This window comes from Pseudomonas sp. BN607 (assembly GCF_029871175.1).
Taxonomy (GTDB): Bacteria; Pseudomonadota; Gammaproteobacteria; order Pseudomonadales; family Pseudomonadaceae; genus Aquipseudomonas.
The window spans coordinates 24625-45194 of the sequence record NZ_SSOE01000031.1; the positions used below are offsets into that span (position 1 = coordinate 24625).

27 protein-coding genes are annotated in these 20570 nt (G+C 63.2%); 10 read left to right on the forward strand and 17 right to left on the reverse strand.

What is annotated here, in order from left to right; genetic code table 11:
- Window positions 1-11 precede the first annotated feature (11 nt).
- Genes E8E68_RS08640 through purU form a run of 3 tightly spaced genes read right to left on the reverse strand, consistent with a single transcriptional unit; the run spans window position 12 to window position 3009 of the window.
- Complete coding sequence (locus tag E8E68_RS08640) at window positions 12-1253, reverse strand: FAD-dependent oxidoreductase (RefSeq protein ID WP_110743259.1); 1242 nt, start codon at window positions 1251-1253, stop codon at window positions 12-14.
- The gene (folD, locus tag E8E68_RS08645; protein WP_266029681.1) at window positions 1235-2146 is read right to left on the reverse strand and encodes a bifunctional methylenetetrahydrofolate dehydrogenase/methenyltetrahydrofolate cyclohydrolase FolD; all 912 of its coding nucleotides are present in this window, start codon (window positions 2144-2146) and stop codon (window positions 1235-1237) included. The genes E8E68_RS08640 and folD overlap by 19 nt, the downstream gene beginning before the upstream one ends.
- Window positions 2143-3009 (reverse strand): formyltetrahydrofolate deformylase, encoded by an 867-nt coding sequence (purU, locus tag E8E68_RS08650; RefSeq protein ID WP_266029682.1) that lies wholly within the window; start codon window positions 3007-3009, stop codon window positions 2143-2145. The genes folD and purU overlap by 4 nt, the downstream gene beginning before the upstream one ends.
- Before the next feature lie 230 nt (window positions 3010-3239).
- On the opposite strand from purU, the gene E8E68_RS08655 reads away from it, so the two are divergent.
- The 5 genes from E8E68_RS08655 (at window position 3240) to E8E68_RS08675 (ending at window position 6414) form a co-directional block, all read left to right on the forward strand.
- The gene (locus tag E8E68_RS08655; RefSeq protein WP_110743256.1) at window positions 3240-3641 is read left to right on the forward strand and encodes a hypothetical protein; all 402 of its coding nucleotides are present in this window, start codon (window positions 3240-3242) and stop codon (window positions 3639-3641) included.
- Between the two features lie 147 nt (window positions 3642-3788).
- A complete protein-coding gene (locus tag E8E68_RS08660; RefSeq protein WP_003256222.1) occupies window positions 3789-4010 on the forward strand; it encodes an MbtH family protein in 222 nt (73 codons plus the stop codon).
- A complete protein-coding gene (locus E8E68_RS08665) occupies window positions 4007-4726 on the forward strand; it encodes an alpha/beta fold hydrolase (protein WP_266029683.1) in 720 nt (239 codons plus the stop codon). Before E8E68_RS08660 ends, E8E68_RS08665 begins: the two co-directional genes overlap by 4 nt.
- A gap of 57 nt (window positions 4727-4783) precedes the next feature.
- Entirely contained in the window at window positions 4784-5335 is a 552-nt protein-coding gene (locus E8E68_RS08670; RefSeq protein WP_266029684.1) for a hydrolase, read from the forward strand.
- A 26-nt stretch (window positions 5336-5361) separates the two neighbouring features.
- The gene (locus E8E68_RS08675) at window positions 5362-6414 is read left to right on the forward strand and encodes a DUF1615 domain-containing protein (protein WP_266029685.1); all 1053 of its coding nucleotides are present in this window, start codon (window positions 5362-5364) and stop codon (window positions 6412-6414) included.
- 62 nt (window positions 6415-6476) lie between these two features.
- On the opposite strand, the gene E8E68_RS08680 is transcribed toward E8E68_RS08675, so the two are convergent.
- From E8E68_RS08680 to E8E68_RS08720, 9 genes are all read right to left on the reverse strand, one after another.
- Entirely contained in the window at window positions 6477-7340 is an 864-nt protein-coding gene (locus tag E8E68_RS08680; RefSeq protein ID WP_266029686.1) for a zinc ABC transporter substrate-binding protein, read from the reverse strand.
- On the reverse strand, window positions 7337-8236 hold the full coding sequence (locus E8E68_RS08685) for a metal ABC transporter permease (protein ID WP_110743251.1): 900 nt from the start codon (window positions 8234-8236) through the stop codon (window positions 7337-7339). The genes E8E68_RS08680 and E8E68_RS08685 overlap by 4 nt, the downstream gene beginning before the upstream one ends.
- Complete coding sequence (locus E8E68_RS08690; RefSeq protein ID WP_266029687.1) at window positions 8236-8982, reverse strand: metal ABC transporter ATP-binding protein; 747 nt, start codon at window positions 8980-8982, stop codon at window positions 8236-8238. Before E8E68_RS08690 ends, E8E68_RS08685 begins: the two co-directional genes overlap by 1 nt.
- On the reverse strand, window positions 8979-9881 hold the full coding sequence (locus tag E8E68_RS08695) for a metal ABC transporter substrate-binding protein (protein ID WP_110743249.1): 903 nt from the start codon (window positions 9879-9881) through the stop codon (window positions 8979-8981). Before E8E68_RS08695 ends, E8E68_RS08690 begins: the two co-directional genes overlap by 4 nt.
- Window positions 9882-9897: 16 nt before the next feature.
- Complete coding sequence (locus tag E8E68_RS08700; RefSeq protein WP_266029688.1) at window positions 9898-10467, reverse strand: DUF6162 family protein; 570 nt, start codon at window positions 10465-10467, stop codon at window positions 9898-9900.
- Window positions 10464-10784 (reverse strand): hypothetical protein, encoded by a 321-nt coding sequence (locus tag E8E68_RS08705; RefSeq protein WP_110743247.1) that lies wholly within the window; start codon window positions 10782-10784, stop codon window positions 10464-10466. The genes E8E68_RS08700 and E8E68_RS08705 overlap by 4 nt, the downstream gene beginning before the upstream one ends.
- On the reverse strand, window positions 10781-11320 hold the full coding sequence (locus E8E68_RS08710) for a thiamine pyrophosphate-binding protein (RefSeq protein ID WP_280340715.1): 540 nt from the start codon (window positions 11318-11320) through the stop codon (window positions 10781-10783). The genes E8E68_RS08705 and E8E68_RS08710 overlap by 4 nt, the downstream gene beginning before the upstream one ends.
- Window positions 11317-12510 carry a PepSY domain-containing protein gene (locus E8E68_RS08715; RefSeq protein WP_266029690.1) on the reverse strand — a complete coding sequence of 398 codons (1194 nt, stop codon included), beginning with the start codon at window positions 12508-12510 and terminating at the stop codon, window positions 11317-11319. Before E8E68_RS08715 ends, E8E68_RS08710 begins: the two co-directional genes overlap by 4 nt.
- Before the next feature lie 177 nt (window positions 12511-12687).
- On the reverse strand, window positions 12688-14022 hold the full coding sequence (locus E8E68_RS08720) for a SidA/IucD/PvdA family monooxygenase (RefSeq protein ID WP_280340717.1): 1335 nt from the start codon (window positions 14020-14022) through the stop codon (window positions 12688-12690).
- 172 nt (window positions 14023-14194) lie between these two features.
- Between E8E68_RS08720 and E8E68_RS08725 the strand changes: the two genes are divergently transcribed.
- Entirely contained in the window at window positions 14195-14644 is a 450-nt protein-coding gene (locus tag E8E68_RS08725; protein WP_280340718.1) for a hypothetical protein, read from the forward strand.
- Window positions 14645-14723: 79 nt separating this feature from the next.
- Here E8E68_RS08725 and pbpG read toward each other — a convergent pair whose 3' ends face one another.
- Window positions 14724-15650 carry a D-alanyl-D-alanine endopeptidase gene (pbpG, locus tag E8E68_RS08730; protein WP_280340719.1) on the reverse strand — a complete coding sequence of 309 codons (927 nt, stop codon included), beginning with the start codon at window positions 15648-15650 and terminating at the stop codon, window positions 14724-14726.
- Between the two features lie 261 nt (window positions 15651-15911).
- Between pbpG and E8E68_RS08735 the strand changes: the two genes are divergently transcribed.
- Entirely contained in the window at window positions 15912-16205 is a 294-nt protein-coding gene (locus E8E68_RS08735) for a hypothetical protein (protein WP_280340721.1), read from the forward strand.
- A gap of 73 nt (window positions 16206-16278) precedes the next feature.
- On the opposite strand, the gene E8E68_RS08740 is transcribed toward E8E68_RS08735, so the two are convergent.
- Window positions 16279-16953: a polysaccharide lyase family 7 protein gene (locus E8E68_RS08740; protein WP_280340723.1), complete on the reverse strand. Its 675-nt coding sequence runs from the start codon at window positions 16951-16953 to the stop codon at window positions 16279-16281.
- Between the two features lie 241 nt (window positions 16954-17194).
- On the opposite strand from E8E68_RS08740, the gene E8E68_RS08745 reads away from it, so the two are divergent.
- Window positions 17195-17518 carry a DUF1654 domain-containing protein gene (locus tag E8E68_RS08745; RefSeq protein WP_280340724.1) on the forward strand — a complete coding sequence of 108 codons (324 nt, stop codon included), beginning with the start codon at window positions 17195-17197 and terminating at the stop codon, window positions 17516-17518.
- A 39-nt stretch (window positions 17519-17557) separates the two neighbouring features.
- Here the strand turns inward: E8E68_RS08745 and E8E68_RS08750 are convergent, their stop codons facing one another.
- A complete protein-coding gene (locus E8E68_RS08750; protein ID WP_266029696.1) occupies window positions 17558-18382 on the reverse strand; it encodes a S24 family peptidase in 825 nt (274 codons plus the stop codon).
- A gap of 162 nt (window positions 18383-18544) precedes the next feature.
- Between E8E68_RS08750 and E8E68_RS08755 the strand changes: the two genes are divergently transcribed.
- Window positions 18545-18901, forward strand: a complete 357-nt coding sequence (locus tag E8E68_RS08755) for a chemotaxis protein (RefSeq protein ID WP_266029697.1) — start codon at window positions 18545-18547, stop codon at window positions 18899-18901.
- 32 nt (window positions 18902-18933) lie between these two features.
- Here the strand turns inward: E8E68_RS08755 and E8E68_RS08760 are convergent, their stop codons facing one another.
- Both E8E68_RS08760 and E8E68_RS08765 read right to left on the reverse strand, forming a co-directional pair.
- Window positions 18934-19116: a hypothetical protein gene (locus tag E8E68_RS08760; RefSeq protein WP_016711139.1), complete on the reverse strand. Its 183-nt coding sequence runs from the start codon at window positions 19114-19116 to the stop codon at window positions 18934-18936.
- A gap of 94 nt (window positions 19117-19210) precedes the next feature.
- On the reverse strand, window positions 19211-19561 hold the full coding sequence (locus E8E68_RS08765; protein ID WP_266029698.1) for a hypothetical protein: 351 nt from the start codon (window positions 19559-19561) through the stop codon (window positions 19211-19213).
- A gap of 159 nt (window positions 19562-19720) precedes the next feature.
- On the opposite strand from E8E68_RS08765, the gene E8E68_RS08770 reads away from it, so the two are divergent.
- Window positions 19721-20542, forward strand: a complete 822-nt coding sequence (locus tag E8E68_RS08770) for a shikimate 5-dehydrogenase (RefSeq protein ID WP_266029699.1) — start codon at window positions 19721-19723, stop codon at window positions 20540-20542.
- The last annotated feature ends 28 nt before the right edge of the window (window positions 20543-20570 follow it).

The following is a 20570-nucleotide window of genomic DNA, read 5'->3' on the forward strand; positions in this document are numbered from 1 at the left end:
GTCGTCGCTCCTTAGTGGCTGGCCGCGGTGGCGCCCATTTCGTTGACTTGCTGGAAGCGGCTGAAGCGCTCCAGGGCGAACGGGGCGATCAGCTCGGGCACCTTGCCGCCGCTGGCGACCAGCTCGGCCATGGTCTTGCCGCAAATCGGTGTAGCCTTGAAGCCCCAGGTGCCCCAGCCCGCGTCGAGGTAGTAGTTTTCGACGGGTGACAGCCCCATGATCGGGCTGTAGTCCGGGGTCATGTCGGTCATCCCGGCCCACTGGCGCATCAGCTTGGCGTTGGCCATGAACGGGAACATCTCGATGGCATGGGCCAACAGGCTTTCCTTGAGGTCGAGCGTGGAGCGGGTGTTGTACAGCGGGTAAGGGTCGGAACCGCCGCCGAAGACGATTTCGCCACGACTGGTCTGCTGTACGTAGCAGTGCAGCGCCGACGAGCTCACCAGGGGGTCGAGGAACGGCTTGAACGGTTGGGTGACCATGGCCTGCAGCGGGTAGGTGTGGATCGGCGCGCGGATGCCGGCCTTGGCCATCAGCAGCGAGCTGGCGCCGGCCACCGCCTGCACCACGCAGCCGCACTGCACGGTGCCACGGTTGGTCTTCACTGCTTCGATGCGGCCATTGCGAATCAGCAGGTCCTGCACTTCGGTCAGCGGGTGGATTTCCACGCCGCGCTTGGCCGCCTGCTTGGCGTACCCCCAAGCCACGGCGTCGTGTCGAGCAGTGGCGCCGTCGATGTGCCAGAGACCGGCGAGCACCGGCAGGTGGCCGGGGTCCAGGTTCAGGCTGGGGACCAGCTCACGAATCTGTTGACGGTCGATCATCTCGGTTCGCCCGCCGAAGTGCTTGTTGACCTCGGCGCGCTGGCGGAAGGCGCGCACGGTGGCGTCGGTGTGCGCCAGGGTCAGCTGGCCACGCTCGGAGTACATGATGTTGAAATCGAACTCGTTCGACAGGTTCTGGAACATGCGCACCGATTCGGCGTAAAAGCGCACACCTTCGCTGGTCAGGTAGTTGGAGCGGATGACGGCCGTGTTGCGCGCGGTATTGCCGCCACCCAGGTAGGCTTTCTCCAGTACGGCGACGTTGGTCACGCCGTGGTACTTTGCCAGGTAGTAAGCAATGGCCAGCCCGTGCCCGCCACCGCCGATGATCACCACGTCATAGCGCGGCTTGAGTTCGCACGGTGGCGGCAGGTCGACCTCCACCGGATAGTCGGCGCTCAGGCCGTATTTCAGCAGGGCGAAAGGCATGCGGTGCGCTCCTGGTGGGCGGCCTGCTGTTGCAGGTCGAGGGCGAGCAGGGTGTTTTTCATCAGGTAGGCGATGGTCATGGGGCCGACACCGCCGGGCACCGGGGTGATCCCGGCAACCTGGGGGAGGGCAGCGGCGAAGTCGACATCGCCGACGAGGCGGCTGTGGCCACCCTCATCAATGCGGTTGATGCCCACATCGATCACCACTGCGCCGGGCTTGAGCCAGTCAGCGCCGATCAGCAGAGGCTTGCCTACAGCGGCCACCAGGATGTCGGCCTGGCGGCACAGCGCTGGCAAGCCCTGGCTGCGCGAGTGCACCACGGTCACCGTGCAGTCGGCTTGCAGGAGCAGGGCCGCCATGGGCTTGCCGACGATGTTCGAGCGGCCAACCACCACAGCGTGCTTGCCACGCAGCTCGCCGCAGGTATCGCGCAGCAAGCGCATGCAGCCGCTGGGCGTGCAGGGGGTGAGCACGTCACGCCCTTGGGCCAGGCCGCCGACGTTCTCGCTGTGGAAGCCATCCACGTCCTTGAGCGGGTTGATGGCTTGCAGTATGCGGTGTTCGTCGATATGCCCGGGCAAGGGCAGTTGCACCAGAATGCCGTTGACCTCGGTGTCGCGGTTCAGGCGCTCGATCAGGGTCAGCAGTTCGGCCTGCGTAGTGTCGGTGGGCAGGCGATGCTCCAGTGAGCGAATACCCACTTCCTCGGCGCGCAGCACTTTGTTGCGCACGTACACCTGGCTGGCGGCATCGACGCCAACCAGCACCACGGCAAGGCCCGGTTGCACGCCGCCGTCGCGCAGCTGCTGCACCTGCTCACGCACCTCGGCCAGCACGCGCGCAGCCGTGGCCTTGCCGTCGATCAGCTTGACGCTGGGAATGGCGTTCATTTGAAAATCACCGTGCGGTCGTGGTTGAGAAACACCCGGTGCTCAAGGTGGTATTTCACCGCGCGGGACAGGGCGATGGTCTCGGTGTCGCGGCCGATGGCTACGAGGTCGTCCGGGGCGTAGGCGTGGTCGACGCGCTGCACTTCCTGTTCGATGATCGGCCCTTCGTCGAGGTCGCTGGTAACGTAGTGGGCGGTGGCGCCGATCAGCTTGACCCCGCGTTGGTAGGCCTGGTGATAGGGCTTGGCACCCTTGAAACCAGGCAGGAACGAGTGGTGAATGTTGATCGCCCGGCCCGACAGCTGGCGGCACAGGTCGTCGGAGAGGATCTGCATGTAGCGCGCCAGCACCACCAGTTCGGTGCCGGTGTCCTCGACGATGCGCAGCAGCGCTGCTTCCTGCTCTGCCTTGGTGTCCTTGGTCACCGGCAGGTAGACGAAGCGAATGCCCTGGCGCTCGGCCATCGGGCGCAGGTCCAGGTGGTTGGAGACCACGGCCGTGATCTGCATGTCCAGCTCGCCCTTGGCGTGCCGGTACAGCAGGTCGGACAGGCAGTGGTCGAACTTGCTCACCATCAGCAGCACGCGCATGGGCCGGGCGCTGCTGTGCAGGCTCCACTGCATGTCGAAACGCTGGGCGACATCGCTGAAGCCGCTTTCCAGCTGCGGCGTGTCGCCTGGGGTACCGGTGTTGTAGCGGAACACCGCGCGCATGAAGAAGCGCCCGTTATCCTCGTCGTCGAACTGCGCCATCTCGCTGATATAGCAACCGTGCTCGGCCAGGTAGGTGGTCACCGCCGCGACGATGCCGGACACCGCCGGGCAACTGACGCGCAGGATGAAATGATCGGGAGCGGGGTGCATGTGGAATAGGCCTCGTGATGGAGTGGGGCAGGTCGGGCACAAGGGCAAAAGAGGCTTCGCGAGCGGCGAAGTGGTGTTTCTTGGTAGGAATATAAATTTCCTTTAGGAGATTTATAGGCCAAGAGGGGGTTGGCGGTCTAGCGGTTTGTGAAATTTTTTATCCTGACAGGAAACCTTTCACGGCCTGCGCCGGCATACCCGCGCAGCGCAGTACACGCTATGCTTGCCCTATGAGTACACCAGCCCCTTTACGCCAACCGTGCCCCCCTGGCGCCTGTATCTGCGGCCGTGAACACCTGGCCGAGCACCCGCAGACCGCCCAGCGCATCCTCCTGCTGACCCGCCAGGAAGAAAAACGCCTGCTCGAACGCCTGGAAAACCTCAAGGACCTCGAAGACCTGCAACGCTTGCAGCAACGCTTGTACGAGAACCTCGGCATCCGCGTGCACATTGCCCCAGGCTTCAACGAAGTGCGGACCATGCGCGGTATCGTCATCGAACTGGACGACCAGCCCGGGCTGTGCCGCAAGACCCGGCAATCGATCCCGGCGGCGATCCGCCGGGGGCTGGAGCGCAACCCGCAGGTGGCCTTCCGCCTGCTCGATAACCACGACTTGTTGCGGGATGCTTGAAGTGAAATACGGCCTTTTGTAGTTGCGCGGGCCACTGCCACACGCAAGTGCGTCAGGCCCACTAATTTTCCCACCGTTCGCTACGTCTACTTGAAAGCCCCCCTGCGCGAAGCCCGCAGCGGTATTCATCATTCAAGGAGACAGGCAATGACTTCCGTTTTCGACCGCGACGATATCCAGTTCCAGGTAGTGGTCAACCACGAAGAGCAGTATTCGATCTGGCCCGACTACAAAGCCATCCCCAACGGCTGGCGTGCCGTGGGCAAGAGCGGCCTGAAGAAGGACTGCCTGGCCTACATCGACGAAGTCTGGACCGACATGCGCCCGCTGAGCCTGCGCCAGAAAATGGCCGAAGCTGCCGCCCAGTGACCCCATTGAACCTGCTGTGCCTGCCGTACTCAGGCGCCAGCGCGATGGTCTACAGCCGCTGGCGGCGCAAGCTGCCTGCCTGGTTGCAGGTACGCCCGGTGGAATTGCCCGGGCGCGGTGCGCGCATGGCCGAACCGCCGTACACCGACATGCAGGCGCTGGCCCGGCAACTGGCCAGCGAGCAGCGCCTGACGGCCAGTACGCCTTACGCGTTGCTTGGCCACAGTCTCGGTGCGTTGCTGGCCTTCGAGCTGGCCCACGAGCTGCAAGCGCTGGGCTGCCCGGCGCCCGTGGCCTTATTCGCCTGCGGGACGGCGGCACCGACCCGGCGCGAGGACTACGACGGCAAGAACTGGGGCCAGCCCAAGAGCGACGCCGAGCTGATCAGCGAGTTGCGTGAGCTGCAGGGCACGCCTGAGGAAGTGTTGGCCAATGCCGAACTGATGAGCCTGACCTTGCCCACCCTGCGCGCCGATTTCCTGTTGTGCGGCACCTACGCCTACCGTCAGCGCCCTGCATTGCAGTGCCCGCTACATGTGCTGGGTGGCACCGATGACCGGGCCAACGATGAGCAGCTGCAGGCCTGGGGCAGTGAAACCCACGGTGAATTCACCCTGCAGATGTTCCCGGGTGGCCACTTCTTCATCCATGAACATGAAGACCGTGTGCTGGACGCCCTTACCGCCGCGCTGCAACCGCTGCGGCTGACAGCCTGATTGACGTTACCGCTTGCCTGGGGGAGGCTAGGCCTTTTCCCAGGCAAGGGGCATGCAATGCTGATCGATCCACACAAGGCCACACTGCTGGTCGTCGACATCCAGGAAAAACTCATCGGCGCCATGAGCGACCCCGAAGGCACTCGAGCGCGGGCGCGCTGGTTGCTGGCTGCGACCGCCGAGCTGGAGCTGCCGACGGTGATCTCCGAGCAGTACCCCAAGGGCCTGGGTCATACCTTGGCGGAGCTGCTGGCCGCTGCACCGGCTGCCGACGTGGTGGAGAAAAGCCATTTTTCCTGTGTGACCGCCGAGTGCCTGCCGGCCAGCCTGATGGCGCGTGGGCAGGTGATCGTGTGTGGCATGGAAACCCATGTCTGCGTGCTGCAGACCGTGCTCGGCCTGCTGGCGCTGGGCAAACAGGTGTTCGTGGTCGAGGATGCCTGTGACAGCCGCACTGCGGCCAGCAAGGCTGCGGGCCTGGCACGCATGCGAGCCGCCGGGGCGCAGGTGGTGACCCGGGAAATGGTGCTGTTCGAGCTGATGGGCAGTGCCAGCCACCCCTTGTTCCGCCACATCAGCAAGACCTACCTGGTCGGTGAACAGCCCTGAACGGCCGGTTACTGGCCAGCGGCTTGATGGCCCTGGCGCTGCTGCAAGGCTGTGCCGGGCGCCGCGAGGAGGCCCCCGAAGCGGACCCCGCCAAGGTTCGCGCCCAGCTGCTGCGGCTGCTACCTGCCCAGGCCAAGGATCGCGACGGTTGGGCCAGGGATATCCAGGTAGCCTTCGAAGCCCAGCGCATTGCCCCGAGCAAGAGCAACCTGTGCGCCGTGCTGGCGGTGACCGAACAGGAATCAACCTTCACTGCCGACCCCCAGGTGCCCAACCTGGGGCGTATTGCCCGCGATGAAATCGACCGCCGCGCCGCGCGTTTGCATATCCCCAAGCTGCTGGTCGATGGTGCGCTGAAGACGCCGTCAGGCAACGGTCAGAGCTACCAGCAGCGGTTGCAGGCGGTGCGTAGCGAAAGGCAGCTGAGCGAGTTGTACGATGAAGTCATCGCTCGCGTCCCACTGGGTAAGACCTTGCTGGGCGGGCTCAACCCGGTGCATACCGGCGGGCCGATGCAGGTGAGTATCGATTTTGCCGAAAAGCATGCACAGGATTACCCGTACAGCCACGATGGCAGCATCCGCCAGGAGGTGTTCAGCCGGCGTGGCGGTATGTACTTCGGTATCGCCCACTTGTTGGGGTACCCGGCCAGCTACGAGCGCCAGCTGTATCGCTTCGCCGATTTCAACGCGGGCTGGTACGCCAGCCGTAATGCGGCGTTTCAGGCGGCCCTGAGCAAAGTGACTGGCGTGCAGCTGGCGCTGGACGGCGACTTGATTGCACCGGGTTCGATCATGCCGGGCACGACCGAAATGGCGGCGCGCAAAGTGGGCGTGAAGCTAGGCCTGCGCAACCCGCAGATCCGTAGCCAGCTGGAAGACGGTGACAGCCTGGCATTCGAGGACAGCAAGCTGTACAGGGGGGTGTTTACCCTGGCCGATGCTGCTGCCGCCAAGCCGGTGCCGCGGGCGGTGCTGCCGGGGATCCAGCTGAAGAGCCCGAAGATCACCCGCAAGCTGACCACAGCGTGGTTTGCGGGGCGGGTTGATGAGCGTTATCGGCGGTGCATGAAGCGCTAGCAGCGGTTACCGGTGCCGGCCGTTTCGCGGGCTTGCCCGCGAGAAGGCCGGCACCGCCGCTTTCAGCTTTCGCCCAATGCCCCAACCACCTGATCGACAGTGGCCTTCAAGCCGGCAAACGCATCCTCAGGGTCGCTGTCCACCACCACTAGCTTCGCCCCGGCCGCCTTGATCACTTCGGCCACCCCCGCGTCCGGCTGCCGGTGGTGCAGCACCAGCGCCACATCCTGTGCCTTCAGGTTTTCCTCCAAGGCCTTCAACGCGGCCGCATCCCATTCGGCAGGCAGCGGCTGCTCGACCACGTCCAGGTTCAACCCGCTGGCCAGATAACCCAGCCGCTCCGACAGGTTCACCACGGTCAGGTTGTCGACCTTGGCCAGGCGTGTCTGGCTGCTGGCCGCAAGCGCCAGCAGCTGGCGCTTGAGCCCGGCCAGGTTGTGCTGGATCTTCGCTTTGTCGCCAGGCGCCAGGCGCTCCAGATCATTGGCCACCACGTCGGCCATGCGCCCAAGGTTGGTCGGGTTGAGCCAGGGGTAGGCGCCATAGGCATCGTCACCACTCACCGCGATACCGGGCAGGGCGCCATCCACCGGCCGGGCAGCATCGATCTCGACAATGCGGATATTGCTGCGCCTGGCCATGGGGTACAGCGGGTCGTCACGCCAGATCGAACGCACCCCGATCACCGCGTCGGCCTGTTGCGCCGCCTTGTCCAGGCTGGCGCCGCCGCGCCCGCTGAAATACGACGGCTGGCGGCTGGCCGGGAGGTTGGCCGGTGCCGCCCGCTTGAGCTGCACCGTTGTGCCGTCGAGCAGGGCGCTGGCCAGGCTGTGGGTGACGGGCAGGGTGGTCAGCACCTGCGTGGCGAAAGACAGCGACGGCAGGCCGGCAAGGGCCAGTGCCAGGGTCAGGTGTTTGAGGTTCATGCCGGGTTTCCTTGCAGGCGGGGAACGAGGGCGCGGGCCAGCGCGGCCAGGGCGAAGCAAATGCCGGCGACCAGGATGATCGCGGCGCCCGATGGCACCGGCAGATCGAAAATGATCGGCAGCAGGATGCCGAACAGGGTGCTGATGGTCGCGATCAGCACCGACAGGAAGAAAAAGCCCTTCAGCGACTGGCTGACCAGGCGTGCCGCGGCGGCAGGGATCACCAGCAGCGCACCGACCAGGATCGCCCCGATCACCTTCACTGCCGCTACGGTCACCAAGGTCACCAGCACCACGAACAGATAGTCCAGGGTTTTCACGGCTACCCCGCGCACGGCGGCCAGTTGCGGGTTGAAACTGGCCAGCATGATGCGGTTGTACAGCGGTAGGGCCAGCGCCAGCACCAACACTGCGACGATGCCCAGCACCACCAGGTCCTGGCCACTGACGGTCAGCACCGAGCCGAACAATACGTTTTCGAGGATATGCACATTGATCTTGCCTGCCAGCATCAACAGCAGGCTCGCGCCCAGCGCCAGCGACACCGACAGGAACACGCCGATCAGCGTGTCCGGCGATAGCCCGGTGCGGTTGCGCAGGAAGTTGAGCAGGATGCCGAACAGCAGGCAGTAACCGAACAGGCTGCCGTAAGGGCCGGTGTAGGGCTCACCCAGCAGGATGCCGATTGCGACGCCGGTCAGCGCGGCATGGCCAACGGCTTCGGAGAAAAAGGCAAAGCGCTTGACCACCACGAGGGTGCCCAGGCCGCCCAGTACCGGGCCGATCATCAGGCCGGCCAGCAACGCGTTGACCACGAAGCCGTAGGCCAGCGCCTCGGGCAGGTAGCCGACAGTGGCCCAGTCCTGGACCGTTTGGCGAAAGGTTTCAAAACTCATCAGGCAAGGCGCTCGCTACGCGGGTGAACGGAGAACAGGCCGAGCAGGCGCTCTGGGGTCAGGGCCTGGGCGGGCGGGGCGTCGAACAGCACCTGGCGGCTCAGGCCAGTGACACGGTCGGCCAGGCGCAGCACAGCTGCCAGATCATGCTCGATCCACAGCACGGTGGTACCCGCCTGGCGCCAGCCCAGCAGCAGCTGTTCGAACACCTGGATACCCGCTTCGTCGAGCGCCGACATCGGCTCGTCCAGCACCAGCAGCTGCGGCTCGGGGATCAGACCCTGGGCCAACAGCACGCGCTGGCGTTCACCGCCAGACAACGCGCCCATGCGTCGCTTGCGCTTGTCGAGCATGCCGACCCGCGCCAGCGCGGCATCGATGGCCGGCTGCACACGCCGTGACAGGCCGAGAAAGGCCGGCCGGCGCTGGCACATGGCGGCCATGAAGTCGTCGACGGTCATCGGCAGGCCGCGGTCGAACTCCAGCGCCTGGGGCACGTAGCCGATCACTTCGCGCTCCGTTGGCCAGTGCAGGGTCAGTTGGCCCTGGTGCGGCATCTGCCCGAGCAGGGTCTTGATCAGCGAGCTCTTGCCGCCGCCGTTCGGGCCGACGATGGCATGCACGCTGCCAGCGGCCACGCTGAAGCTGACCTCTTCGAGGATGCGGGTGCGGCCCAAGGTCAGGTCGATGCCGGTAAACTCGATGCGCGGCCCACAGGCGGCAGCCAGGTTGGCGGCGGCGGTCATGCGCGGTTCTCCTGGATGGCACGGACCACCGTGTCGAGGTTGCGCTTCATCTCCACTTCGTACTTTTCCTTGGTGTATTCACCGTAGGAAATGTGCGTCAGCGGGTACAGGCGTACGCCGGATTCGCGCTGGATGGTCTCGACATAGGCCGAGGGGAAATCCATTTCCGAGAAAATCACCCGTACATCCAGCGCCTTGAGCTGATCGATGGTTTTCTTCAGTTGCGCCGGGCTTGGTTCGATGCCATGCGCCGGTTCGACCACGGCGGTCACCTCCAGGCCGAAGTCGCGTACCAGATAGTCGTAGGCGGCATGGATGGTGGCAACGCGGAAGGTGGCGCTGGGTGCCTCGGTGACCTTGGCCAGTGCGTCGGCACGCAGGGCGCGCAGGCGCTTGGCGTAGGCACGGGCATTTTGCGTGTACAGCTTGGCATTGTCCGGGTCGAGCTTGCCCAGCTCGCGGGCGATGTTGTTGACCTGGGCGATGGTGGTGCTGATGGACAGGAACGTGTGCGGGTTGACGACCTTGCCGGCGCCGCGCGCAGCAATGCCGGTGGCCGCCAACAACGGTACGTTCTGGTTGGCCTCGATGGTGGCGATGTCGGGCTTTTCGCTGGCCGCGATCATGCGGTCGGCGAAGTCGTCATGGCCGACGCCGTTGAGTACCACTACGTCCAGCGAGCCGATGCGTTTGATGTCCTCCGCCCGTGGCTCATAGGCATGCGGGTTGAAGCCCGCCGGTATCAGCGGTACCACTTCGGCTTTGTCGCCGACGATGTTGCTCACGTAGCTGTAGTAAGGGTGCAGGGTGATGCCGATACGCAGCGGCTTGCCGTTATCGGCCAGGGCCAGTGTCGGCAGGGCAAGGGCCAGGAGCAGGGCGAGGGCGGAGCGGAACATGGGAGAGTCCTTGAGTTCAGTGACGGTGTTCGCGGGTAACCCCGGCGTCATAGTGGCTGACCACCTGCTGCCAGCCGGCAGCGATCAGGGCGGCCTGGCCAAGATCGTCCGGCATGACGGCGGCGCTGTCGCGACGCAGCCAGACATCGGCCTCGCCAGTGCTGTCGGCCGGCAGAATCAGCAGCAGGCTGCCGGCAACCTCGGGTGCGTGGCTGCGGCCCAGGTAGGCGCCGGTTTCCAGCCATGACCATTGGTGGTTACCGCGGCTCTGGCTGCCGGCATCCACCACGAACGGCGGCAGGCCTTCATCGGCCAAGGCCTGTACGCTGGGTGCGACGGTGTTTTCCTCGCGCAGCAGCTGGATCTCGTCGAAGGCCACCCGCAGGTCGGTGTACAGGCCTTGTTCGGCGGCAGTGAGGTCGCGGCGGGCGTCGATCTGGTGGCTGGCAATGGCCTGTTCGTCCTCGCGCTCACCACGCAACAGCACCACGCCGGCTGCCAGCGCCACGATCAGCAGGCTGGTCAGCAACACGTACAGGGTTTCGTGCCCGGCACCGGCCGGGCGAATCACTTGGGCGCGGCTCATGGCTGGGCAATATCGGCGTAGTCGACTTCCACCACGTGCCCGGGGCCGGCATCGAACAGCACGTAGAATTCGCCGTCAGGGCGCTTGAAGGTCAAGGTCGAATCATCACCGAGCTTGCCACCGACCAGCACCTGCTCGTCATAGCCGATCACGTCCAGGGTTACCCCGGCGGCACCGCTGCCATCCGAGAAGCCACCGGTACACTTGACCTGGCCGCCGGCCAGTTCTTCGCATTCACACATCGGGTTGTGAGCCAGGGCGGGGCCGGCGGCCAGCGCCAGCAGGGGCAGGGTGAGGGTTCGCAGCAGGTAGTTCATTTCTTGCCTCCTTGTTTCTCGAGCCAGGCCACTGTGGCTGGCGAAGCCTTGGCCAGGGGGACGGATGCCTGGTGCATGGTGCCGTCCCAGCCTTCCAGGGTGATCCAGATTCGGGCGTCAGGTTTGGTGCGTGGCGGAATCGGCAGCGAAGTGCCCATGTGGTACGGCGCGCCGAAGAAGATGGTGCCGGCGGCGCGCAGGCTGCGTGGTTTGCCGATGCGCAGGTAAACGGCCTTGACGTCCTTGATGCAGGCCTTGCACAGCGCTGCGTTGAACGGCTTGAAGTAACCGGCCGGGCCGTCGGCGCGTGGCGCTTCGTCATGCAGTTCGGCCAGGTTCAGGCGGTAGGGGCCGACCTGGATATCGCTGATGATAGTGGCGCCCAGGCCGGCTTCGCCGCGGAACAGCTTGGCGTCGGCGAAATACTTGGGCATGAACCCCAGCGGGATCAGGATCAGCAGGATGTTCAGGTGAAAGCGCCATTTCAGCCACAGTTGCTTCAACGGGCTGGCGGGCAGGGCCTGGGCCTGGCTCATGGGCGCACCTCCACGGTGGTTTCATTACGTGCCCCACGCGGTGTGCGCGCGCTACGCTTGAGGGCCGCAACAGAGGCCTGGGCGGTGCGTTTGGTCCAGATCAGCAAGCCACTGAAGACCATCAGGGTCAGGATGAGGCCGAAGAAGAACCAGATGAGCTTGATCGGCAAACCGCCGAAATCGCCGGTGTGCAGCGGGCGCATGGATTCGGTCACGAATTCCAGTGCCGAGCGGTCGCTGATCAGGAACTGGCTGTCGACATTGCGCGTGTACGGGTTGACCGAAGCGCTCTGCAACATTAGCGGGTACCAGCCCGGCCCGGACAGGGAAACATGGCTGTAGGCGGTAGCCGGCAACGAGACGGAGTTGATCGCAAGGCCCGGGATCGCCAGGCCGGCAAGGCGCGCCGCTTCATCCAGGTCGATGCGCTGGGCCGGGCTGCCGTCTGGCGTTTGTGGTACTTCTTCACGGGCGATTACCGGCACGATGGGCCGGCTGGAAATGGTGATGTGATTGTCGAACAGGATCGCCTGGATCAGGAACCAGATGCCGGTGATGGAAATGACTGCGATGAACCAGATCGACCATACCCCGGCCAGGCGGTGCAGGTCCCCCCAGAAAATCCGCGGACCTTGGCCGGTGCGCACGGGTTTGAAAAAGCCCTTCCAGAACTTCTTGTACACCACCAGCCCGGTGACCAGCGACGCCAGCATCGGTAGGCCCAGTAGTGACACCAGGTACCAGCCCCAGCTGAAGCCGTTGGTGAACGGCACCAGCCACCAACCGTGCAACGCACGGGTGAAGCCTTCAAAATTGAAGTCCGGGGTCTTGCCCTGGATGGCGCCGGTGTAAGGGTTTACATACAAGGTTGGGCTGGTGCCGTCTGGCAGCGTGACATGCGCCTTTACCGCGAAGTGCGAACCGTCCGGCTGGCTCAGGCGCTCCACCACCATGTCAGGCTCGGCTTCGTTCAAGGCCTCCAGTACCTGCTGAAAGCTCATGCGCTCGACGTCGGCGTCTGGTTTGTTGGCGCGCACCGCCGGGTCGGCCAACCAGACGATTTCCTGGCTGACCACGGCGAGCATGCCGGTGAAGCAGACGATCAGGACAAAGAACCAGATCGGTAGCGCTAGCCAACTGTGAACCAGGAACCACACCCGGGATTTCGATTTTTTCGGTGATTTGGCCATCAGACGGTCTTCTGCAGTAAGTGGTCGAGCATGTGCCCAACCAAAGAGGGCTGTACTGATAAGGACGAATGAGAATCGAAAACCTGCCGTTTAAAATGAAAGCAAATGTTTCAGACGACAAAAGCCGGCCTGTGCACGAGGGATCAGGCCGGCCTTGCGCGTGAGGTAAATGCGGGGTCAGGCGCTGGTCAGGGCCACCGCTGCTTGCGCCCTGCCGTGCAGCTGCGCCAGGTCCTGGTACAGGGCCAGGCCAATTTCTGCGGCGCGCGCCGGCAGCACCGAGAGCAGGGTGTCGCTCAAGCCGTGGCTGCTTTCACAGAACCCTTGCAGGTACACCGAGGCCTGCAGGTCGGGGCTGGCCAGCATGCGGTAGTTGCGGTCGACGTTGAAGTCATCCAGGTAGCCGGCCAGGGGTGCCAACAGGTCACGGTGCGAGCGGCGCTCGTAGCCCGTGGCGAGAATCACGGCATCGTAGCGGTGCGTTTGCTGCTGGCCGGTGGCGAGGTCGCGCAGGGTCAGTTCCAGGCCCTCGCGGGTGGCCACCACCGCTTCCACCTGGCGGCGGCACAGCACGTTGTGGCGGTGCTGATGGGCCACTTTCTGCCGGTAGAGGATGCCGTAGATACGTTCGATCAGGTTGAGGTCTACCACCGAGTAGTTGGTGTTGTGGTATTCGCCCAGCAGCTTGCTGCGCTGGTCGGCCGGCTCGTTGTAGACCAGTTCGGTGTAGTCGGGCGAGAAAATCTCGTTGACGAACGGGCTGTCATCCGCGGGTTTGAGCGCCGAGCCGCGCAGGACCATGTCGACCTTGACCGACGGGTAGCTGTCGTTGAGGTCGATGAAGGCCTCGGCGGCGCTTTGGCCGGAGCCGATCACGGCAATGCGCATTGGCTTGCCGGCCGCACAGGGCAGCTTGTTCAGGCTGCTCAGGTATTGGGAGTGGTGGAATACCCGTGGGTCGTCCTTGAACGCGCCGAATTTTTCCGGAATTTTCGGCGTACCGCCGCTGGCGACCACCACCGAGCGGGTGCGGCGACTGTATTCGTGGCCTTGTGCGTCACGCGAGATCAGCCGCAGGTGTTCGACCCGGCCGGCCTGTACTACCGGCTCAATGCGCAGCACTTCCTGGCCATACACCGCCTGGGTCGAGAAGTGCTCCGCGGCCCAGCGCAGGTAGTCGTTGTACTCCAGGCGGCAAGGGTAGAAGGTGCCGAGGTTGATGAAGTCGGCCAAACGCTGCTTCTGGTGCAGATAATTGACAAAGCTGTAGGGGCTGGTGGGGTTGCGCAACGATACCAGGTCCTTGAGGAACGAGATCTGCAGCTCGCTCTGGGTGGCCAGGGTCTCGCCGTGCCAGCGGTAGTCTTCTTGCTTGTCGATGAACAGCGCGTCCAGGGCATGCCCCTGGGACTCGGCGAGTTCTTCCAGGGCAATGGCCAAGGCCAGGTTGGAAGGGCCGAAGCCCACGCCGATCAGATCTTTGATGGTTTCCTGCTGTGATTGCTGGCTCATGGCTGCGATTCCCTGAATGATCGAATATGGACGCCCGCCGAGGCGCTGGCTCCTGCGCAAGTACATGTGTTGGAACGAGCCAGCCAGAAGGGAATTTAAGCGGCTAAAGAACGGGGTGACGCTGCCGATAGGGGGTTAAGGCAAGGACCCAACTATGAACCAGGGAGTCGGCATGACATCCATATCCGCAAATCTGAACATCAACGGCGTTTCGGCGCAGACGCTGAGTGCGAATGCTGCTGCGGAGCGTGACCAGGCGGGGGCGGCGGAACAGGCGGGGAAGGATGGGGCACTGCGCATCAGCGGTGAAACGTCGAAAGTCGGCGCTGCAGGCCAGGCCCAGCCTGCAGGGAACAGTGCCCGCAGCGAATCGACAGTTGTAGAGTCATTGCGAGAGTTGATCAAAGAGCTGCAGAAGCAGTTGGCCGACGAACAGCAACGGCTGGCGCAATTGATGGCAAGCAAGATGGAAGAGACTGCCAAAGCCACTGCAGTGAGTGCCAAGCAGGCCAGCATCGCCACGATCACCGGGCAGATCATGGCGGCGACGGCGCAACTGCTGGCGTTGCTGCAGCAGGAGGGCGGTAGCAGCGCTGGCGGTGTGGTCAGCACCGCTGCTTGATAAAGTGGCCCAGAAGCCAAGCGTTACCCGACCGCTGCCTGGCAGCGGCGTTGCGCCGCGAAGCGCCGGGTAACGGCAGTTACTCGGCCGCCACCCGCCCTTTGCTCTGCCGGTCAGCCTTGTACTGCATGGCCACGGCCGGTGCGGGCTTGGCTGCGCCGGTTTCCAGCCACTGGCGCATGCGGCTGGCATCGGCGAAGTGGGTGTACTTGCCGAAGGCATCGAGGATGACCATCGCCACCGGGCGATTATCCATGCGCGTCAGCAGCACCAGGCAGTGCCCGGCTTCGTTGGTGAAGCCGGTCTTGGTCAGCTTGATGTCCCAGTTGCTTTTGTTCACCAGGTGATCGGTGTTACGGAAGCCCAGGGTGTAGTTGGGCTTGCGGAAGGCTACGGTCTTTTCGCGGGTGGTCGACAGCTCGCTCAGCATCGGGTATTTGCGCGAGGCCATCAACAATTTGGCCAGGTCGCGTGCGGTAGACACGTTCTGCGTCGACAGGCCGGTCGGCTCGACGTAGCGGGTATGCGCCATGCCCAGGCTGCGGGCCTTGGCGTTCATCGCCTTGATGAAGGCCGGGTAGCCGCCAGGGTAAGCGTTGGCCAGGCTGTTGGCAGCGCGGTTTTCCGACGACATCAGGGTAATCAGCAGGGTTTCGCGGCGGTCCAGCTGGCTGCCCACGCGCACGCGCGAATACACGCCTTTCATTTCCGGGTTGTTGGCAATGGTCATGGTGAGCATCTCATCCATGGGCAGCTTGGCATCCAGCACCACCATCGCTGTCATCAGTTTGGTGACCGATGCGATAGGGACCACGCGGTCGGCGTGGCTCGAATACAGTTCCTGGTTGCTGTTCAGGTCGATCAGCAGGGCGCTGCCTGAAGCCAGGTGCAGCTTGGACGGGTCACGTTGGACCTGGGCCGGGGGTTGTGCAGCAGCAGTCGACGGAAGGGTCGCAGTTCCTGTGAGCAACAGCAGCAGGCTGAGGATGGACAGGGATGTTTTCACGTTGAGGCTCACTAAAAGTTGGTATGTCGTTGGCTGTGCAAGGGTTTTCCCCCTAAAACCGCTGCATTCTGGAGTATGGCTGAATTGCTGTCGAATGCCTTATGACTAAAGGGCGCAAGGTGAACGAAATTTAATCCTGTACCAATTCTGTACCCATTACGTTCTTCGCCTCCGGGCCAAGGCAGCAAGGTGAATGCGCTGGCGGGTAACCCGTAAATGGGCTTTGCTTGCTCGTCTATGAACACGCTGAAGGAGCTGAAAATGAAGCGTTTGCTGCTCGGGGCTTGTCTGGTCGCATCTGGCGCGGCCCAGGCCGGGATACCGATGCTGAATGCAACCTGTCCAGGCAACATCGAGGTCCACGCCGACAAGGGCGGCCCGATTTACATCAATGGCAAGGAAGGGAAGCTGAAGAAATTCAACGATAACTACTTCGAAGCCAAGGGCAGCGGTGTGACGATCTCGCTGTCCATCAACCCGGATGGTTCGCCTGATGTTTCGTACACCGGCAAGAACAGAGCCAATGGTGTCTGCCAGGTAATGGAAGACGCCTGATCCTTTTGCGTGGGGCTCCCGCAGCGGCAGCGCGTGGGGTATGCGCTGCCCTGCAGGAGCCTGGCCCTGTTAATCAGTCATGTAGCAATGAGAGCTCGCTGATGATGCAGATCGAGCCATCATCGGCCGGCGTTGCATCGTTGTAGTCAACCTGGTTGTAGACCCCACCGTGGAATTCGAACAGCCGCGAAGCCCAGCTGCTGTCGAGTTGCAGCCCGCCTGATGACCCGGACACCCCGTTACAGCTCGCTGTCACCGTAACCAGGCCGTCGCGGGTGGTGTGAATGCTCACATCGAACTTCGCCCCCAGCGGCACGCCTTTGAGCACAGTCGAGTTTACCGGGTCTGGCTGGTCGTAGGTCTGCCGAAACCCCAGGGTGATATCACCCTTCTTCCAGAACACTTTTACCGGTGGGCTGTCGTCCCCGCGCACGTGCATCTGCGCAATGACCACCTTCAGCGCAGCGTTGACCTTGGTCAGCGCCATGGTCTGGCGGTTCCAGTGGTTCTGGGCACTTGCAAGCGTCCAGCTTTGGGTTTCTGTCCACTCGCAGCGTGTGCGCCGGGTGCTTTTGCTGGATGCACCCTTGGTGGGGGCGGAAAACTGGATCGAACCGTCGCTAAGCACGGTGACCACACTGGGGAAGCGGGCGATGGCTTCGGCGCCGTTGAGTTCGAGTGCAACGGGGTTGGTTGCGGAGACGGCTACAGGGGTGGCGATGATGAGGTTGCTGATGTCTACGGCCATGTTGGCGCTCCTGACTAAAGTAGGGTTGTGTGGCGACTACCTGGCAGCCGTGTAGCTGGCTGCCAGGCAAAAGTTAGCCACAAGCTAAACCCGCGTCAATAGCTTCGAGCTAAATAAATTTCGCTTGACGACAAATTACCTGTTGGCGAAATTTTTCCACCCTGGGGGTTTACGCTGGATTTGGCGGTGCGATAAGCTTTGCCTGAGTACTGTACGAATATACAGCTATCAGGATGAAGTTATGCCTAAGCACATGAAGTCGGCACCCCAGCATCAGCAGGAACTCACCGGCGTAGAGCGGCTTGGCCTGCGCGTCTCATCGATGATCAACCACCCGGTGGCACAAACGCAGCGCTGGGTTCTGGTGCATCGCCTGGATACTGATGGTGATGCGGAATGGGAGGAGGTGATGGGCCTGCTGAAGGACACGCCAGAGCTGGACCTGACCTTCAACGATGACGAGAGCGTGATGGTGCGCTGGGCGCGTAGTAGTGTGGAGCAGCGCGACGACTTCGTCATCGAGCACAACAGCGAAGAGCAGGTCGATTTGGCGGCGCCTTTCTGATGATCGACAAACGCCCGCCGGGGTGAGCGGGCTGAGGGGTTAAACCAGGTGGGCATTCCATACCAGTAGCACCCTGGCCTGAATGTAGGTTTCTTCCCGACGAATCATGCGGTCCTTGTGCCGCGCGTTGTCGGAGATCATCTCGAAATGGTCCTCGTCGGCGATCTGCAGGCGCTTGATGTAGATGTGCTCGCCCCAGGAGAAGAAGTAAATGCCGTCGCCGACGAATTCACGAATGCTGACATCAACGATCAACGGGTCGCGATGCCGGATGGTCGGCTCCATTGACTGGCCCCAGCCGGTGACCATCTTCAGGTGGTGGTGCTCGGTGAACTCCACGCCCAGTTCACGCAGGTGGCTGGGGCTGACGCGCACGTCTTTGAACATTTCGGGGTAGTCGTGGGGGATCTGTCCACCGCCCATGGCAGCGCGCACATCGTAGTGGGCGATCCATACTTCATCCCCGACCAGGCCGGGGCGGCTCAGGTCGGCCTTCAGCAGAACGGCATCGGCGGGCTCCGCCGCGGCGGCCAGCAGCCTTTGCCGGGTTTCTTCAGGGATACCTTTGCCGCTTCGGGCCAGCATCTGCCTGACCAGGTCCGCCGCAGTCAGCTTGCTTTCGGCAGGCTCGGCTGCAGCTTGGGCGTGGTCGCCGGCCGCCATTGCGTCGAACCAGCCGCGTGGCAAGCCTTCTATGGCCTCGATGCGCCGGGCTACGTCGTCACCGAGGTTCTTGACGGTCTTGTCAGAAAGAATCTGGCTCAGGTGCGCAGGGGCCATCCCCCAGCGTTCTGCACAGGATCCTTTTCTCTGGCTGCCGATCAGCTTGACCAGGTTGTGCTTGCGTATTTCATAGATGTCCATGAGCCGAAGCATGCCAGTATTTAGCTTTCTGCTAAATGTGCGCATGGCTAAATTTACTCTTGCGAGAGATTTAGCCTAAGGCTAAATTAATTATGTGAAGAAAAACAGCCGCCGAGACATTTTTCTGCGGCTATGACATTACCTTTGAGCGATGAGGTTTACATGGATCCGACTGACCTCGGCCCGGGCACCATCACTTGGCTGGGCGGTACGGGCACCGTGTTGCTGGGCGCATTTCTATGGCTGCGCAAATGGCTGTCCAGGGATGCCGCAGACCGTGCGATGGACAATGCAGACATTGCAGTCGTCCGCCGCCTCACAGAACTGCTGGATATCGAGCGGGATGCCCGCAGGGAGGCGGAAGCCAAGGCTGAGCATTTCGCCAAGGAACGCAATCAGCTGGTGATAACCGTAGGCCGGCTTCAAGGCAAGGTCGTGGCGCTGACCAGCCAGTTGGCCGATGCCGTGCCCCAGCCAGCCAGAATGCAAAAAAAAGCCCGCCAGTTCGGCGGGCCATAAGGGCGTAGGGAGCAACGCACAACAAATTCGGGTCAGGCAACCAAGGTGCCTGGCTGCAACTGTTCAACCAAGGCCTGGGCCGAGGCAAGGGTAGGCATCGGGCCGCTGACGGCTTCGCCATTGCGTACCAGGTACCAGCACGCCAGCAGGCCTTGTTCACGCAGTGAAGCAGGGACGGCGCTACCGACAACGGACATGATATGGATTGTGGCCATGTGGACCTCCTGTGAAACATGGCTCTACCTTACGCAGCAGCCGCAGCGGTTTGAAATCAACTTCCTCGATAGTGGTCATTAGTTCTATCAACCATTACCAACGTGGCGGGCCGTAATACACCGGTGGCGGGCCGTAGTAGGCGCGATAGCCCGGTGGTGGCGGTGCTGGCGCGTAGTACGGCTGGTAGTACACCGGCTGTGGCGGTGGCTGCACGTACACTGGCTGCGGTGGGTAATAGACAGGCTGGCGCTCGACATACACGGTACGGTCACGCCCGCCATACACCGTTGCGCCGACCACTGCGCCCACCACCGCTGCGCCCAGCAACGGGCCAGGGCCATACCAACCGCCGCCGCCATGGCCGCCATAACCATGGGCAGCAGCAGGCCCGCTGATGGCCAGGGCACCGACCAGCAGCACGATTCCGGGAATATGACGGTTCATAGGCAACCTCGCAGGAAACCCCCAGTGTGGGGTCCTGCTAATATGACTCCAGTCTCCGTCAGCTGAGCACAGGGAAACGGTAAAGGTTGTGTAAGGGACGACCAGCGGTTGCCTCTGTTACGCTGCACAAACGTTTCAGTCATGACAGAGGAGCAGGTTATGTCGCTAACTCCCAGCCGGGACACGGTGCTGTGCATTTCCCTGGCCGGCCGCCCTGGTACCTTCGGCGTACGCTTTCACAACCACCTGTACCAGCAGTTGGGCCTGGACTTCTACTACAAAGCCATGCGCACCGATGACCTGCCGGCGGCGGTGGCGGGTATCCGCGCCCTGGGCATACGGGGTTGTGGGGTGTCGATGCCATACAAGGAGGCCTGCATGGCCCTGGTCGACGAAATCGATCCGTCGGCGGCGGCCATCGAGTCGGTCAATACCCTGGTCAACGACCAGGGCCATCTCAAGGCCTACAACACCGATTACTTGGCGGTGCGCCAATTGCTGGCGCAGCACAGGGTCGACCCGGCCACGGCCTTTGCCCTGAGGGGCAGTGGTGGCATGGCCAAGGCCGTGGCCAGCGCCCTGCGCGATGCCGGGTTTGCCGAAGGTGTCATTGTTGCGCGCAACGAGCAGGCTGGGCGGCAGTTGGCGGATGTTTGCGGTTACCGATGGTTGCCTGAGCTGGGCGACATCTGCCCGCCGATGCTGGTGAATGTCACGCCGATCGGCATGGCGGGTGGCCCGGAAGCCGAGGAACTGGCGTTTTCCGAGCATGCCATCGCGGCAGCGGAGCGGGTGTTCGATGTGGTGGCGATGCCAGCGCAGACACCCTTGATTCGCCGGGCGCAGGCGTTGGGTAAACCGGTGATTACCGGGCTGGAGGTGATAGCGCTGCAGGCGCTGGAGCAGTTCGTGCTGTATACCGGGGTAAGGCCGACGCGGGCGCAGGTGGATGCGGCGGTGGCTTACGCCCGGGATATCTAGTGGATCTGCACTGGCCACTTCCCGGGTT